The 16,155-nt window shown below is 52.6% G+C and carries 15 protein-coding genes and 1 pseudogene; 7 read left to right on the forward strand and 9 right to left on the reverse strand.

Going from position 1 to position 16,155, the window contains the following annotated elements:
- Positions 1–86: 86 nt before the first annotated feature.
- Positions 87–2,735 carry an AsmA family protein gene (locus tag AC2FH8_RS09025; RefSeq protein WP_496689458.1) on the reverse strand — a complete coding sequence of 883 codons (2,649 nt, stop codon included), beginning with the start codon at positions 2,733–2,735 and terminating at the stop codon, positions 87–89.
- 422 nt (positions 2,736–3,157) lie between these two features.
- Here AC2FH8_RS09025 and AC2FH8_RS09030 point away from each other — a divergent pair, with 422 nt between their 5' ends.
- From AC2FH8_RS09030 to AC2FH8_RS09045, 4 genes are all read left to right on the forward strand, one after another.
- Positions 3,158–3,424, forward strand: coding sequence for a potassium channel family protein (locus AC2FH8_RS09030; protein ID WP_246097203.1), 267 nt, complete (start codon positions 3,158–3,160; stop codon positions 3,422–3,424).
- A 179-nt stretch (positions 3,425–3,603) separates the two neighbouring features.
- A complete protein-coding gene (locus AC2FH8_RS09035; protein ID WP_142636066.1) occupies positions 3,604–4,683 on the forward strand; it encodes an AI-2E family transporter in 1,080 nt (359 codons plus the stop codon).
- Positions 4,680–5,744 (forward strand): HlyD family secretion protein, encoded by a 1,065-nt coding sequence (locus AC2FH8_RS09040; protein ID WP_496689460.1) that lies wholly within the window; start codon positions 4,680–4,682, stop codon positions 5,742–5,744. The genes AC2FH8_RS09035 and AC2FH8_RS09040 overlap by 4 nt, the downstream gene beginning before the upstream one ends.
- Positions 5,734–6,744 (forward strand): DUF2955 domain-containing protein, encoded by a 1,011-nt coding sequence (locus AC2FH8_RS09045; protein ID WP_496689462.1) that lies wholly within the window; start codon positions 5,734–5,736, stop codon positions 6,742–6,744. Before AC2FH8_RS09040 ends, AC2FH8_RS09045 begins: the two co-directional genes overlap by 11 nt.
- Before the next feature lie 74 nt (positions 6,745–6,818).
- Here AC2FH8_RS09045 and AC2FH8_RS09050 read toward each other — a convergent pair.
- Both AC2FH8_RS09050 and AC2FH8_RS09055 read right to left on the reverse strand, forming a co-directional pair.
- A pseudogene (locus AC2FH8_RS09050) lies at positions 6,819–7,576 on the reverse strand (IS5 family transposase).
- Positions 7,577–8,042: 466 nt separating this feature from the next.
- Positions 8,043–8,624: a TetR/AcrR family transcriptional regulator gene (locus AC2FH8_RS09055; RefSeq protein WP_496689464.1), complete on the reverse strand. Its 582-nt coding sequence runs from the start codon at positions 8,622–8,624 to the stop codon at positions 8,043–8,045.
- A 111-nt stretch (positions 8,625–8,735) separates the two neighbouring features.
- Here AC2FH8_RS09055 and AC2FH8_RS09060 point away from each other — a divergent pair, with 111 nt between their 5' ends.
- Entirely contained in the window at positions 8,736–9,326 is a 591-nt protein-coding gene (locus tag AC2FH8_RS09060; RefSeq protein WP_496689466.1) for a YceI family protein, read from the forward strand.
- 65 nt (positions 9,327–9,391) lie between these two features.
- Complete coding sequence (locus AC2FH8_RS09065; RefSeq protein ID WP_496689468.1) at positions 9,392–9,931, forward strand: luciferase domain-containing protein; 540 nt, start codon at positions 9,392–9,394, stop codon at positions 9,929–9,931.
- Between the two features lie 306 nt (positions 9,932–10,237).
- Here the strand turns inward: AC2FH8_RS09065 and AC2FH8_RS09070 are convergent, their stop codons facing one another.
- The 5 genes from AC2FH8_RS09070 to AC2FH8_RS09090 all read right to left on the reverse strand — a co-directional run bounded on the left by AC2FH8_RS09070 (position 10,238) and on the right by AC2FH8_RS09090 (position 14,055).
- Positions 10,238–11,185 carry an ornithine cyclodeaminase family protein gene (locus AC2FH8_RS09070; protein WP_496689470.1) on the reverse strand — a complete coding sequence of 316 codons (948 nt, stop codon included), beginning with the start codon at positions 11,183–11,185 and terminating at the stop codon, positions 10,238–10,240.
- Between the two features lie 8 nt (positions 11,186–11,193).
- Positions 11,194–11,370, reverse strand: coding sequence for a hypothetical protein (locus tag AC2FH8_RS09075; RefSeq protein ID WP_496689472.1), 177 nt, complete (start codon positions 11,368–11,370; stop codon positions 11,194–11,196).
- A gap of 131 nt (positions 11,371–11,501) precedes the next feature.
- Complete coding sequence (locus tag AC2FH8_RS09080) at positions 11,502–12,773, reverse strand: sensor histidine kinase (RefSeq protein ID WP_496689474.1); 1,272 nt, start codon at positions 12,771–12,773, stop codon at positions 11,502–11,504.
- Between the two features lie 56 nt (positions 12,774–12,829).
- Complete coding sequence (locus AC2FH8_RS09085) at positions 12,830–13,489, reverse strand: response regulator transcription factor (RefSeq protein WP_142636050.1); 660 nt, start codon at positions 13,487–13,489, stop codon at positions 12,830–12,832.
- A 38-nt stretch (positions 13,490–13,527) separates the two neighbouring features.
- Positions 13,528–14,055 (reverse strand): PepSY domain-containing protein, encoded by a 528-nt coding sequence (locus tag AC2FH8_RS09090; protein WP_496689476.1) that lies wholly within the window; start codon positions 14,053–14,055, stop codon positions 13,528–13,530.
- Positions 14,056–14,260: 205 nt separating this feature from the next.
- Between AC2FH8_RS09090 and AC2FH8_RS09095 the strand changes: the two genes are divergently transcribed.
- Complete coding sequence (locus AC2FH8_RS09095; protein WP_185956657.1) at positions 14,261–15,259, forward strand: hypothetical protein; 999 nt, start codon at positions 14,261–14,263, stop codon at positions 15,257–15,259.
- A gap of 158 nt (positions 15,260–15,417) precedes the next feature.
- On the opposite strand, the gene AC2FH8_RS09100 is transcribed toward AC2FH8_RS09095, so the two are convergent.
- Positions 15,418–15,603, reverse strand: a complete 186-nt coding sequence (locus AC2FH8_RS09100) for a hypothetical protein (protein WP_142636042.1) — start codon at positions 15,601–15,603, stop codon at positions 15,418–15,420.
- Positions 15,604–16,155 lie beyond the last annotated feature (552 nt).

The following is a 16,155-nucleotide window of genomic DNA, read 5'->3' on the forward strand; positions in this document are numbered from 1 at the left end:
TTGGTCTCAAAGCGGAAATCCCTTTTCGGGAGCATTGCCATCTTTCTTCAATTCTAGATATGTTCCTGAACCAACTGCCTCAACCACTACTGCAGTTGTAAAATATCCGGAACGCATAGTTTTCTTTTTGCTGGCATTTTGTGCGCACCATCCGATCGTTTCAGTCGTTTCGGACCGTCTTTGACCTTGATCTTCGGCTTTGCTATTGGGCCCTTCAAGGTCACGGGCCAGGGGCTCTTCGAAAGAGGTTCGCCAATCTTGCGGGGCTGCAAATTCAGGTCCAAAACCTTGCCCGCCACATTAACACCGCCAAAGACAACGACTTGGACATGATCTGTCTCCAATGTGGTTTGTTTCGTCGAAATACTTCCATTGGAAATACTAATCGGAGCACGCAAACATACTATTGGAGCAACCTTTTGTTTCTCTTTGGTAAACACCCAAGGTAGCACACCCAGCCCCGCCAAATCCAAAAGCTGGGTCTCGATCGAGCCATCACGTAATGAAACTGTGGCGTTGCCGTTCATGCTGTTGGCAAAGTGCTTGGGTGAATCGGTTCCTCCTGACACCGAAAAATCTGCATAAATCGTACCGCTTGCACCTTTTTTGAAGTTCAGACCGTGAAGAATGTCATCCAGCTGCCAGCCGCCTGCCTTGCCGGTCAACGTGAGCAGGTGCGCATCGTTCGATAGATCCATTTGCCCGCTGACGTCGAAATGAGCGCCACCGTATTCAAATTTCAAAGGTCCGGCCTTAAGCTCATTTTTGTTAAGCGTCAGTTCGCTCTGCAAACTGCTAATGCCTTTGGCGCCCTCTATGTGCCGAAGGTCAATGTCGACATCCATATCCATACCGGACAAGAGAACTGAACGTCCAATTGGTTTAAGCGTCACATCTCTCAAAGGGCCAGTGTCATCTGCTTCTTGATTGACATCTTCCTCATCGGGCTCCGTACCGCCTAGCTTCCGCAACTGTGCGGCGGCCTGAACGATGGTTCGGATATGATCTATCTTTATCAGGTCACTCTCTATGGAACCCTTCAGCGCAGGATCACTTGTTGCATCATCAAGATCGGCGACAATTTCGAGGACAGATTCAGCAACCTCTACATTGGCACTCGCGTTCCAATCGGTGCCTTCGCTAGCGAGGTCAATCTCAAGGCGAGCCTGTCCGGTTTCCACACGTTCAAGCGATAGTGCCTCCAAAAGGTCCGCTCCTGATGGGACTTCGACATCAATTGCCAAATCCAGGTCCTCGAATTTGAGTACATTCTTCACAGTGCCATGTACTTCGAGGTTCCAGACTTCTGTTTCACTTGTCTTTCCATCTAAATTCGTCAGCGATAGCTGATTGATGTCGCCATTCAAATGAAAGTCGCCGGAAAATCTGCCGAGTTGGTCGTCCGGTCCTAACAGTTCTGGTGAGATCAAACTGCTTGCCGGAATATCCATTAGACCTTCTGCTGATATTCCTTGTAACTGCAGCGCGTCATCGACCGAACCGTCCAAAATGATAAACGGATCAGCCGGGTCCCCAATTCTCAAGTTGATGCTTCCGACCCTTAAGCTGCCTTCTGGTGTTCTGGAAAGTTCGGAGAACTTGATCGGAGGCGGGCCCTCGCCAGACGTGTCCAATGTGAATCCGTTGGTCTTAATGACCATTTGCCGCTGCGGAATCTGCCCGGGGACGCTGTCGATAACCATGTCGACCGAGATAAGTTTAAGATCATACCGCGATGCGGCGGGGGCTGGTTCAGCATCTTCAGGATACAACCGAATGCGGGTTGTCAACGATACGTCTTCCGGATTTCCCAATTCTCCGATTTGTCCTGTCAGCGAGAGGCTTTGCCCGCCATCCAACTCCGTCAAAACACTTAGATCATCAATCCGAGCAACGCCGTCGACCGATTTGAATGTTGCACCAATACTTCCTGAACCTTCCAGGACACGGTCAAGCTTCAGGATATCGAGAAGCTGGCCAAGTTCTACAACCTCTAGGGTCGTCTTCACTTGCAGCCCGTCTTCTATGGGGGATTCCTCTGCGGTAATCGAAATCTGTTCGAAGTTCACCGCTACCTGAAACGGGTCTTCCGCAGGGAATGTCGCGTTCAGATCAAACCTCTCTCCGTTTAGCGAACCGGCCCCAACTGCGGTCGCAACGTCGGTTTCCGTATCGCGTTTTAGAAGCAGCTCAGAAAGCTGCAGATCCAGCTCAAGCCCGTTTAGATCGTTTTGGTAAAAAACGGTGATATCGGTCAGGTCAATTTTATGGTCCGTTAGAACTCCAGCCAAAGGCATTTTAGGAGACTTAGCAGCTTGCCCGGCTTCTACATCTGATTGGGAAAGGGACTGCCAGTTTCCGACGCCGTCTTTGCCTGTGATCAGGTTCAGGTGAACGCCCGAGAGAGAAAGGTTGCTCAACGATAGATTACTGTTCCAGAGGTCGCGCGTGGAAATTTCGAACTCAAGTTCGTCGATTGCTGCCAGATTCTCGTTCGCTCTCCGCGAACCGGGTAGTACCAGCCCCGCCGCTGACACCTGCAAGTGCCGGCCAAGGCCCAGACGCACTTCATCCTCTATGATGACGTCCTGACCAAGTTTCTTGGAGATCAGGTTTTCAACGAAGGTGGTCCTTACAGAAGAAAACAACGTAGAAGACAGGAAAAGCCAAGCTGCTAACACAGCCACAAACGCGACAGCGCTACAAACCAATACACCTTTTGCAACGTATCGCACGCTTTTCTCCTAATGTTCCGATTCATACGTTGGGCAACCTAAACCATTTATTTGTTAGGTTAATGGATTATATGGTCGGTAAATTTCCCGACCTCTGAATGATCTTGACCGTACAGCTGATAACTCTCGCTGATTTGGTCGGACAGCTAAATCACGGGTAGATGACAAAATAACTTTTGTACCGCTGACCCAGCTTCCAATCAGCTGGCTTGAAGTGAGTTTGACCGACCAGAACTGGACACGTTGCAGGGGTTGCGACTTCAGCGGCTCGACGCATCCCCAAGCTATTGGCAGCCAGATTTCCTCAATTTCCCACATTTATCTAATTACTGTTATATGTGAATTCTTCAAACGACGAGGACAGGATGAACTCACTAACTAGAATAACACGTGGGATAGGCGTCGCTTTCAAAGACGGTAGAGTGAAAGGCATTCTTGCCTTCACGGTTGGAATGATTTTATGGGCCTCGGTCTTTTACCACTTTGTCGAGGGTTGGAGTTGGCTCGACTCAATCTACTTTTCTGTCGTGACGATTTCGACTGTGGGGTTTGGTGACTTCTCACCTGAAACCGCGGCAGGGAAGATCTTCACAATGATTTACATCATCGTGGGCCTCGGTGTCTTCGTGACCGCGGCGACCACAGTGGCGGATACAATCTTGTCCCAGGACGACAAAAAAGCGGACTAATAGACTGCACTCAAATGAGCCAAACCGAGTTCCTGCACAGGCATTGGCCCGTCTGTGCATCTCAAGCTGCGGCCTGGATTCATTTGCGTCTTCAAGCTGATAGATGATCACTAAAACTAAAAAAATATACATATTATGTTTTTTGAGTATAACATTCAAAAAACATATGGAGGGATGGAATGGAAAAGACACAGGACGCAAAGATTGTCGATCTGGCAATACGATTGCTCTTTCTCGGACTATTTCTCTACAGCGCTTTGGTCATGGTGGCCCCGCTTGCAAGCGTGGTTATCTGGGCAACTATCCTCTGTGTGGCGCTTTACCCGGCATTTGATTGGCTGCAGTCCAAGCTGGGAGGTCGGAAAAAGCTTGCCACAACGATCTTGGTTTTGCTGGGCCTTGTTTTGACCCTGGGGCCAGTCGCAACTGCGGTGTCTGGTGCTGCAGAACTAGGGGCTGAATTCGCGGAACAAGCAGACAAGGGTGAGCTGAAAGTCCCCCCTGCGCCCGAGGGCCTCAAGGAATTACCATTGGTGGGAGACAAAATTTCCGATGTCTGGGGGATGTTTGAGCGCAATCTTGACGGCGCGCTTACGAAATATGGCGCGCAAATCCTTGAGATCACCAAGTCGCTGTTTGGAAAGGTGTTGGGCATCGGCATCGGGCTTCTTGGCTTAGCTCTGTCCGTATTGATAATGGGGGCGTTGTTCAGCCCCGGGCCAAATATGGTCCAAGGTCTTCAGCGCTTTGCCAACCGTGTTTTCGCTCCGCGCGGTGGAGAATTCGTAACCCTGGCAGGCGCAACAATTCGGAACGTTACAAAAGGCGTGATTGGCGTAGCTGCCATTCAAGCGGTCTGCGTTTGGATACTATTGGCTTTGTTTGGGATTTCTTCGGCCGCCACTCTGGCATTTATCTGCCTGATACTCTCGATTATCCAAATCGGGCCCGGATTGGTTCTAATACCGGTTATTATCTACGCTTGGAGTTCCATGTCCGGCGGGACTGCTTTGATCTTCACCATATTGGCCGTTCCCGTCATGATAATGGACAGTTTTCTAAGACCCGTGTTCATTTCAAAAGGCCTTGAGACTCCCATGTTGGTCATCCTCATCGGTGTTCTCGGAGGTATGATGGCGTACGGTTTGATCGGCGTCTTTATGGGGCCGGTTCTCTTCGCTGTTTTCTATGAGCTATTCAAAGTTTGGATTGATACCTCGCCCGAAGCCGAGGGCACTGCTGAAGGCGCGGCGAAATGAGGAAGACAATTTGGGCAACCCTGGCGGTCATTCTGATTTTTCTTGTCTGGTACCTGGTCGCTGATCGGAAAACGCCATTTACCGGGAACGCCAGAGTAAAAGCCGTGGCGACCCAGATCGTCCCGCAGGTGACTGGAACTGTGACTGAAGTCTTGGTCGAAAATGGTCAAATCGTCTCGGCCGGAGATGTCCTCGTCCGGATCGACGCGCGACCCTACGAAATTCAGCGCGACAAGGCGGAAGCTGATCTCGAAGCAGCCACTCAAGAAGTCGGTGCATCTTCGGCAGAAGTAAGAGCGGCACAGGCCAAACTAGCAAGGGCGCAGAGCGATCTGGATACGATGCGCATTCAAACAGAACGCGTATTTGCGCTCGAAAAGAAAGGGTTGATTGCCGTCTCAAAGGCCGATGATGCGCGAGGGCAACTGGCAGAGTCCGAGGCAAACTATGAGAACGCAAAAGCAGATCTGGAAAAAGCAAAACAGAGACTTGGTGACGACGGAATCGAAAACCCGAAAATCCAGCGCGCGTTGGCCGCCTTGGCGGATGCGGAGCTTAACCTTGAGTGGACTGAGTTGCGCGCTCCGGCGACAGGTGTCATCTCTAATTTGCTGATAGCCCCCGGAACATATGCGCGATCCGGCCAGGATCTGTTGACGTTTCTGGACGCAACTGACGTCTGGATTGAGGCGTATTTTTCCGAGAACAACCTAGGAAGAGCCTCGATAGGGTCTCCGGTTGATGTAGTGTTGGACATGCATCCAGGTCAGGTTATTCCGGGCGTCATTGAGAGCTTTAGTGCGGCTGTTTCCCTAAGTGGCGGTGATGTGCCCGGGCAATTGGCGAGCCCGCCAAGCACTAAAGGTTTTTTGCGCGAGCCTGAGAGATTCCCAGTCAGGATCGTTTTACCTGGCTATGAAGCCGGAAGCGCCGAAGATGACCTTCGCTTTCAACTGAATGGGCAAGCCGATGTGATCATGTACCTAAGCGACAACTCGTTGCTGAACCTCGTAGGTCGCACCTACATCCGCGTGGTTTCAATTCTGTCCTATGCGTACTGAGGACCAACGCTCTGTCACCCGGCTTGCGCTGGGTGTTACCGGCGTCTTTTCATTGGGCCTATTTCTTGGGTGGCCGCTTGCCGTCGTCGGGGCGGTGTTCGCCGCCCTTTTTCTGCAAGCACCTGCCGCATTGCCTTTGACAGCATTTGCGAAGCTCTTTGTCTTCTCTATTGGGTTGATGTTCATTTCGTTCCTGGTGTCGTCGATCTTCTCACCATATCCGCTTGTATTTCTGATGCTGGTGGCGATTGGAATAATCCTGTCTTTCATGTGGTCAGTTTCCGGCGCCGGAGTATTACCCGGTGTCATAGCTCTCATGGGCGCATTGATGATTCCGAACCTGGTTCTGCAATCACAGGACCTGGCTTTGGTGCTCGTGTATTGGATACCGTTGAACCTGCTGTTCGCAGGCTTCGTATCGACACTGATGTTCGTATTGATACCCGCTGAACCTCAAACGGCGGCTCAAAAAAAAGCTGCAGCGCCGCCAAGCTTCGACCCAAATCGTCGCATAGTCAGGATGTCGCTTGTCACAGTCCCGTTTGCTATGGCATTTTTTGTTTCCGGCGCGTCTGCATTGCTGGTTCTGTTCTTTGTCGCGCTGCTGAGCCAACAACTTGCAGCGATGCCTACCGCGGGTAAATCGGTTGCAAAAGCTATGCTGACGGCAAACCTGCTTGGGGCGGCAGTATCCATCATTTGCTATGAGACAAACGTAATAGCGCCGGTTATTCTCACCCCCATTTTACTGTGTTTTTTCTTTTGCCTGACACTCGGAGCACTCGGTAAATCTCAAGCCCCACTCGCCGCCGCCGCCGGCTCAGCCATTACAACGGCTCTCATAGTATATGGCGGGTCGGTTGCACCGTTTTCAGACGAGGCTGACGTCAAGAGCATCATTCGAGTTTTGCAAGTTGCCAGCGCCGCCTTCTTTGTAATCATCGCATATGTCGTGGTAGATGAATTCTGGCCGGAAAAAGAGCGCCAGGCGGCTCAATGACGTTTGTTGCAACAAGGCTTGGCGCTGAAACCGACAGAGTTCTCTACTTGACCAATTCTACTTAGGGTCAAGATTCATAACCAGTACATAACGGTTGCCTCGAGTGCGAAGGCTGAGAGGAAGACCTTGGGACTACGGTCATAACGTGTCGCCACGGGCCTTCAATCCTTGAGCCTGCCGAACATGATCTCGATCCGGTTGCGGCGTTTGTATCTGCGCTTGTCGTATTTGACCGGTGTCTTGCATTGCTTACGGCCTGGGATGCAGGCGCGTATCCCGTTGTCTTTTAGCGCTTCTCGGAACCAGTCGGCGTCATAGCCGCGTTCCCAGAGCAGCCAATCCACGTTTGGTATGCTGCTGAGCAGAGCCCGAGCACCGATGTAATCGTTGACCTGCCCGGCGGTAACGAACAGGTTGAGCGGGCGACCTTGGCTATCACAGATAGCATGCAGCTTGGTATTCATGCCGCCTTTGGTTCTGCCAATCAGGCGGCCACGCCCCCCTTTTTGACGCCCAAGCTGGACGCCGTGCGATGGGCTTTTAGATATGTGGCGTCGATCATAACCATCTTCTTTTCACCGTGCTCGGCAGCTAGACCAGCCATCATCCGTGCGAAGATGCCTTTCTCGCTCCAACGCTTCCACCGGCTGTAGAGCGTCTTTTGAGGTCCGGATTCCCAGGGCACATCTCGCCAACGCAACCCATTGCGATTAATGAAGATAATCCCGCTCAACACCCTTCTATCATCGACCCGTTGCCTGCCGTGCTACTTCGGGAAGAAAGGGGAAAGCTTGGCCATATGCTCGTCTGTCAGCCAATAAAGGTCGCTCATGTCATCGCTCCATATTTGGAGTTGTGAATCACGCAGCGCAGCAAAAATCAATGCATCCTGAGCCTAACATAGATCCAAGCGAAAGCTTCCTTCGCACCAAAAGTCAATTCATGGCAAGCGTTGTTGAATGGCCGCTAACCGAGACTGTGAATGCTTTTTATGCGAGAGTAGCGAACGGCGGGTAGGCTCGCATCAACGAAACTGCAAATTCCTGTCTTGAAGGTCCGCTTCGGGCTGCTAGCGGCCTATCGTGCTTGCTGCGGAGAATGGCAACACTGAGCCCAAGGTGTTCATGTTGCAATAGGAATGAGCGGCAGCGACAAATCAGGGTACAGACATCAACGTTGTGAGTAGCGGTTCGTTTTGACCATGCGACGTGCTGATGTCACGCAGCGAACATAGCCTCACCGCGATCTTGGAGATCGTTAGGCTTCTTGGTCGCTTTGTCTGCAAATTCAGGCGATGTTCAATGTCCCGAATTGGTTTTCGCTATACTGCAAAGCAGATCAACATGTTGATCCAACCAATCTTCGTCCAGTGCCTCGTGACGTATGAGTTTGCGGAAATAAGGTGCAGCCACTGCTAGTTCTATAAGCTGGTCAACCGGAACGTCGGCGGTGATCTCACCGCGGCCTATTGCGGCTGCAAATACTGCTTCAACACTTGCGAACCTGTCTTTCATAAATTCAGTGATCACCAACCGCGCTTCTGCATCGGTGGACGCAGCAGCGACAACTTGAGGCGCGATTTGACCCCATGGTGTGTCATTCAAAGCTCCCATCAGTACTCCGAGTAACCAGCGCAGATCAGATCGCAGCGGGCCATCGGTTTTGGGTGGTATGTTCGGCGGTGTTGCGATGCGCCTGAATGCTGCATCACGCAGACTGCGCGCATCTGGCCAGTGCCTGTAAAGTGTGCTGCGCGAAATGCCCGTTGCCTTCGAAACTGCGCCATGAGTTACGTGCAGCACGCCCTCATCCATTAGTATCTTTTGCGCGGCATCAAGCGCGGTCTGTCGTGTGGCGATCAGCCTAGGATCTTCTTTCAATCGTCCCTCCTATAGAACATCTTGTTGCATAGTAGAACATTTTGTTCTAAAAGTATGGTCGGTCAAAACCTAAATCCCACAAACACGTCTTTTCAAAACGGGAGCGTATCAATGTTCAAAGTGGCAGCAACCCCGCTGGTGGTACTCTTATCGATGGGCGCGACAACCGCATTGTCCGAGAGTGGCACCTACGAGCTGGATCCTGGACACAGCCAGGTATTGTTCAGCTACAACCACATCGGGTTCTCAGAAACATATGGAATGTTCTCAGGTTTTAGCGGTGAGATAGAGTTCAACGAAGATGATCCGTCTGCGTCATCTGTCACAGTGTCTATGCCTGTAAAATCTATGATCACGGGCTGGGATGCCCGTTTGCAACACTTCATGTCCGATGACTTTTTTAGCGCGAGTGACGGTGACGTGGTCACATTCGCCTCAACCAGCATTGAAGTGACCGGGGACAATTCCGCGAATATTTCTGGCGACCTGACCATGAATGGCATCACCAAACCTGTTGTCCTGGAAACAACGCTTAACAAGTCAGCGCCATACCCGTTTGGCCCAAAAGAGGGCACGCCAACCTTGGGGCTGGCAGCCACGGCGACTATCGTGCGGTCTGAATTCGGACTTGGGGCGTTTGCACCTGCGGTGAGCGACGAAATAGAGCTCTTGATCAATATCGAAGCGTTAAAGGCTGAATGATGTGTGCAAGTGCGCTGATACTGCGTTCAGCACTCAATCTTTTTGATTGGCAGATGGTCAACACGATGAATGTGCACCTGAGAACATTGGCGGTTGCTGTGACGGTAGTGGTATTGATGTGCTCAATGGCGTCCGCGCAAGAGCGCTCCTTGCCGGAGCGCACCTCGCCCCGTCCCGAAACGACAAGCGGCGTACCGCATACTCAGATTGGTGTCGAAATTAATGCCGATTTGGCCCAGTTATTGCTGGAGCGAGTTGCGCAATTCCCAGGGGTCACACTTGGCCCAACACGCATATCATTACCTGGCGCGCTTGGCTTTCAGCTTGATCCTGACATGTTGTTGTCTCAACCGAACTCTATCGTCGGTGGGTTTGAGTTTGCGCATATGCATCCTGATGGCAGCTTGCACGCTTCGCTCGACCCAGCATTGGCGCGAAAAGCAATTGAGGCTGGCTGGGCCGTAGGACACCCTTGGGCCAATCAACGCCCCGGATGGAGTGGCTTTGTCATGATCTATACTCCGACCACACCAGAAGAGTTGGATATAGTCATCGATCTGGTCGAAAGTTCGTACACCTTCATCACCGGAAACACCTTGGGTTAAACCTGTTTTGCCCGAAAGTGTGCGGTGGCGCCTGCTTCCTTAAAGAGTGCTGTTTCAGCCGCCGTGCTTTTCACGGTCAATTTCTTTCTTACATTCTTGCCGTGGCGAAGCGCTCGGAGCGTGCGTTCAAACCTTCAGCACCAATAGTAACTCCCGTCCCGCGCAGTTGAAATTCCAAAGCTCAGTGGCGAATGCCCGCTTTGGGCTGCGACTAACTAATTGAACTGATCGCAGAGAATGGCGTATCTGAGCCCAAAGCGACCATTCCGGTATCTAATTACAAAGTGGGTGTTCATGTCTTTGGCCTCACTTCACGGGTTTTTCGGTGAACCGGCGAACTGCGAGGACCGAAGCAGCATAATCCCCCAGTGAAATCCCTCTGAAAGCAAAAGCCGCCGGTTTATTGCGTGCTCGGACGTCGACTTTGCCAGCGACCAATTCCGTCAAGTCGCCAGCAATTTGCTCGTATGGCAACATCGGCTTGTCGCTTTCCAGCTCCTGCAAACGGTCGTCGACAATTACCGTTTTAATACCAGTCATGTGCGCCGGCACCCACGGGATGCACGCATCAGTTATGGTTGCGAAGGCAGTCGGCTTCAGCCATCGGGCATCCAAGAAGGGTTCAATGGAATAGTCCAACGTTATCGATGTCACTATCAGATCAGCATCACTCAAAGCCTCCTTGGCATTGGCGCATGTTTCAGCTTCGAGACCCATGCCCCTAGCATAACGACAAAGCTTGTCGGCATTCTCTTTACCACGCCCGAACACGCGGATTCGTTTCAAGGGAAACAGTTCTGAAAACGCAGCTAGATGGGAGTGAGCTTGCACGCCCGCGCCCACAAAAGCCACCGTCTCGGCATGAGGGTCAGCAAGCCGTCGCGCTGCCACCACTGACAGAGCCGCAGTTCTGATTGCCGTAATCCAATTCGCTCCCAAGACCGCGCGAAGTAGTCCGGTTTGCGCATCCATAACCATGATGGCACCGTTTATCGCGGGAAGACCCCTCGCCGGATTTTCCGGACACACTGTAACCTGCTTGGTCACGATGAATCCATCATCTCCCATTGCCAATGTAGACATTGCGTAGCGTCCATCGCCGGGCAAGATGACTGTCTTGGGAGAAGTGTGAAGCTTTTCGTCTGCCTTGGCTATTAAAGCAGCCTCGATGGCATCGGCAACTTCCGAAGGTTGGATGCCTAAACCCCCGAGGTCGTCGTCAGACAGGTAAATTATGGCGTTCTCAGAAGTCACCGAGTCCCTCACTTAAGCAATTTGGCTTTTTGACTGAATACATTGTCTTCGGCAGTTCTTCCTATCGGTTTACCTTCACAGAAGTATTTTGGCTGTAACTTTTGATCGCCCAATCCAATGCGCAGAAAAAAAGTGCCTTCATTTTTCTGAAAATGTGAACCCAGTCGAACGCCTGCTTCGTCCATTAAGCCGACTTTGTGCGGTCTGAACCAACCCGATGACCTACTGAGATCGTCAGACGACAGGTTCGGGCCCATTGGTAGTTAAAGTTGCGAATTGTTCAAACGACACTTTGCAGATCAGATTCCGGGCGACTTCAGGTCGGGATCACAATCCGACACACCAACCCACCCAGCGATTCAGAGCGGTCCAGATCTAGTCTGGCATCGTAGGCTTTCAGTAAGTCGACCGCGATCGCCAGCCCAAGCCCGCTACCAACGACCGAGGTGTCCAATCGTCCGCCAGATCGCAAGGCTTCGCGGTGGGCGTCTTCTGGAATTCCGGGACCGTCATCCTCGATACTGATTTCGATGTATTTCTGCTTACGTTTCGCGGTCAGCCGTACCGCGCTTCGACACCATTTGACAGCATTGTCCAGAAGGTTGCCCAAAATCTCTTCTACGTCCTGCGTATCCATGCGCACCCAAAGACCCGGATCGCCATCGATCTGCAGCGATTTGCCTTCGCGGTCCGCCATGGCCGAGAACAGCCGCGCCAGGCGCTCGATGGAGTTAGACAGATCGGTCCGCGAATGGGTCAGGTCAGCAGCGTTCAATGCCCGCAGCCTGGCCAGAGATCGACCAAGTTGAGCATCGATCCTGTCCAGCGCCTCTTGTGCGGTATCTGTCACCGCTCCGGCGTCGGACAATGTCACAAGTTCATTGCGCAATATGGCTGTAGGAGTTTTCAATGCGTGTGCCAGATCTGCGGCCTGGCGGCGCGAACCCGAGACGATCTCGCGGTTCCGACGCAACAGCTGGTTCAGGTCCTCGACCAATGGCGAGACCTCTTCGGGGTAATCTGTGGGCCTAAGGTCTTCGTCCTGATCCCAGCGATGGGCCACATCCGTACGCAGCTTTCGCAATGGCCCCAGAACAACTGAAATTAGAAACAACGAGCCGGCTAAACCGATCAGGCCAACTAGGCCAAACACCGGCAGCAGGCTTTTCTGCGCCGCGCGCCGCTCGGCCACGAGCTGAGCCTGACTTTCGGCGACGCTGACGCCCCATACCGTGCCATCTTCATAAGTGATCTTCTGAAAAGCGCTGCGCAGCACTTCATTTTCCGGACCGCTTGTGTCCCAGATTGTGGGGATGTCAGGAATACCGGGGGGTTCCGCGATGACCTCATCAAACAGCGAGCGAGAGGTGAAGACCACACCGTCGGCGCTGCTGACCTGCCAGTACCGTCCGGAATATGGGGTGCCATAAGCCGGGTCAAATATCAGATCTCGTAGTGCCTCCGGGTTTTCGGTTGTGACATTCAGCCCGACAACCAGCTGTGTGTGACGATCCAGCAGCGCAGAGTCGAACCGGTTGGACACCCGTGCATCAATGTATGAGAAAACCGCCAGTGTACCTACGCCCACAGACACTGCCCCAGATGCAATTCCCCCCAGCAATGCCCGTTGTCGCAGCGATAACATCAGGCCGAATCGATCATATATCCACGACCCCGAACCGTTGTGATCAGGTCAGTGCCAAGCTTCTTGCGCAGACGGGTAACAAATACGGCGATGGTGTTCGAATCCCGGTCTCCATCGTATTCATAGATATGCTCTGAAAGTTCTGATCGTGAAATCATCCGACCAGAATTATGCGCCAGATAAGTCAGCACCGCGATTTCTTGAGCAGTCAGGTCAACCGGCACGCCATCGGCTGTCACCCGGCCGTTACGGGTATCCAGAATGACGTTTCCCATTTCAATCACGGGATTCAGCTGTCCACTTTGCCGTCGCAGGATGGCGCGAACACGCGCGGCCAGTTCGGGCATGTGGAACGGTTTGGTCATATAGTCATCTGCGCCCGCATCCAGGCCGTCGACCCTTTCGCTCCAGCCATCGCGGGCAGTCAGAATCAGCACCGGTGTTTTGACACCCTCGTTGCGCCATTCGCGCAGAATCGAAATGCCGTCGCGCTCTGGAAGGCCGAGGTCAAGGATGATCATGTCATATGGTTCGGTCGCACCCAGATGCAGGGCGTCGAGCCCACTATTGGCGACATCCACAACGCGGCCTTCTGCGTTCAGGAGTTTTTTGATCTGTTCGCAGAGGTGCGGTTCGTCTTCTGCCAGCAATACTCTCATACTTAGGGACTATAGGCGAGCGAATGGAAGTATAACCATTACTTTTTGCCCCCGCCGTTACCTCCGCCATTACCACCGGAGTTACCACCGCCGTTACCGCCGCCGTTGCCACCGGAATTACCACCACCGTTACCACCGGAATTACCGCCACCATTGCCACCGGAGTTACCGCCGCTATTGCCTTTGTTTGCAGATTTCCCCTGCGAAGTGCCCTTGCCGGAATTACCCGGCGCAGCGCGGGCAGCTTCAGAAATCTGGCGGCCAACGACGGATCGGTTGGAGACAACAACACCCGTCTGAGCGTTGACGATGACACTGACGATTTTACCATCCGGTTTCTTGACGAGAATACGGTAATATAGCCTGTCAGCCTGAAAGGCGCGCGCGTCAACTGGCGTTCCACCAAAAGCCTTTTCAACGCCTTTGATTACTTTTTTCAAACGAATGGCACTGCCTGAGGTTGTCGCCTTGCGCAACTCGGATTGCGTCAACTCACGTGCAGAAGCCTGTCCCTCTCCGGGGTGGAGAAAGGCAAGTAGACAGGCAATGGCAATAAGCTTTTTCATCCTTGTCACTCATTACTGCGAAAACGCCGGCTCAATCTACCGATTTCTATGTGAACCTACGGTGAACAGCCAGTTACGCGTGGGTTCAACGATGATGGGTTTAGATCAGGGGTGTCGGACTCTGTTTTCGACACCCAGTTTTTGCGTCTGCTCGCCGCTGATTACCGTGACAGACAAGAATCGCACCTGACGAACGAGGACCAATATGAACACCAAACCGATCAACCTGCTAAAAGCCTCTGCTATTGCCATCGCCCTGCTGGGCTCGACCGCGATTGTCGGAGCTGTCGCGTTTCCTGATGCTGCTTATGCCAAAGGGGGAAACGGCGGCGGTAACGGAAACGGCGGCGGCAATGGCAACGGCGGTGGAAACGGCAATGGTGGTGGAAACGGTAATGGCGGATCTGGTGCGTCCATTAGCGATAGTGATAAAGCGGCCGGAAAATCTAACCGGAAATCTTCCAACGCGGGTAAGTCAAAGTCATCGGGAAAAAACAAGTTTTCCTTGAAAGACCTGTTTGGGGGCAAAAAGACCAAAGCCAAATCCACAGCCGTAAAGACCGTACGCAAAAGTCAACCAGTGGATCAGGTGACCAAAGCAATTCGCCCCGCCCCGAAACCGAAAGGGTACAAGATGGCGGATCTGCTGGGCGTGCACCCATCTGAACTAGGCGCACTGAACGCCGCCAACGCTAATGAGAATGCTCTCAAGAACGCCTCTCCTAATTCCCGTGTGGGCCGCATCGCCGCATTTCGTGACGCGGTTCTGGCCGGAGATGAATTGCGTGAGGAGCTTGCGGAAACACAGGCACAGCTGGATGGCATGACCCCGCCGGACCGCCCGGTCTCTGAGATCGAAGAGGACCTTGATGCGGCTCTGACAGATGTTCAGGAGAAGCAGGATCGCGTGAACGAGCTTGAGGACGCTCTTGCCGATGCCGGGGGCACAGATCCGGATATAGAAGCAGAGCTTAAGGACGCCAATAACGAACTTCAGGGAGCCCTCGATACGGCCGAAGACCTAGGCGCCGAACGGCAGGCTGCGGTCGACTACAACGATACGGTGGCAGAAGTCGATGCGCTGACTGAGGCTGTAGAAAATCAACCGCAGACCGAGCGTGAAGCGTTGGAGGCTGCCGCCAACAAGCCTGTGACGGATGAGGTCGAAGCTGCCGTAAAAACTCTGCTTGGTCTTGATAGCTGATTGCTGATTGTCCAATCAATCATCAGGTCAAATAGACCCGAGCCAGCAGGCATAACAACATCACAAATAAAAAAACCCGCTCCGATCCGGAGCGGGTTTCACTACATCCCAGACAACACCACGTGACTTGGGATATACGCAGACGTTCTGTTGAGAGATCAGACGCCCCGTTTTGCCTCTTCTAGTCGCTTATTGTTGATAATTTCAGACAGTGCATTTTCGATAGGAGGGAAGCGACCGTTGCTCGAATTCGTGATGTTTGACATTTCACCGCCTGAGACGGTGCGCGAGGATTGCATTGCTGTAGGAATGCTAGGCGCACCCTCATTGGCAGTATTGATCATGCTGTTCCCCTTCAGTGCATCCGGGCACGCATTGATCGGCCCTGAGTAAGGAAGTATGAACGATAACGGTTGAACACTCTGAGAATACATTGTTCACGTTCGGTTAATGTTGTTGCGTATGAGTGGACAAATTGGGAGGGGGCATTGACCGCCGTATAAGGAAATGCTTCCATTTTGATTTTATTTCCCGATGGCGGCTTTGTCCCGCATGGCCACTGTCCAAAGCTCCACACCACTGCATCTTGGATTAAAAGTCCGCTTCCGATGCTATTGCCGCCGTTTGTAGGGCTTGTTGATGCAAGCGCGGCGAAGGTCTGCCGTGTGGCCTTACTGCCAAGTAGCCTGTGGCACGTCGATTGAAGGCCATCGTTCTGGATAAACGTTGTCAACAAGATTGGGCGGCAGCTTTATTGGGATTCACGCGGCAATTTACTGGGAATACGCAGAGCAGGCAGAAAAAGCCCTGAAAAGGGCTGAGCAGCCTCATCTGACTGGTTCAATTTGATTGTTAGTGCATCATTGGCCTGTGATCCATTGAGATGATGGTTTCGG

This window comes from Ruegeria sp. CDSC025 (assembly GCF_059610805.1).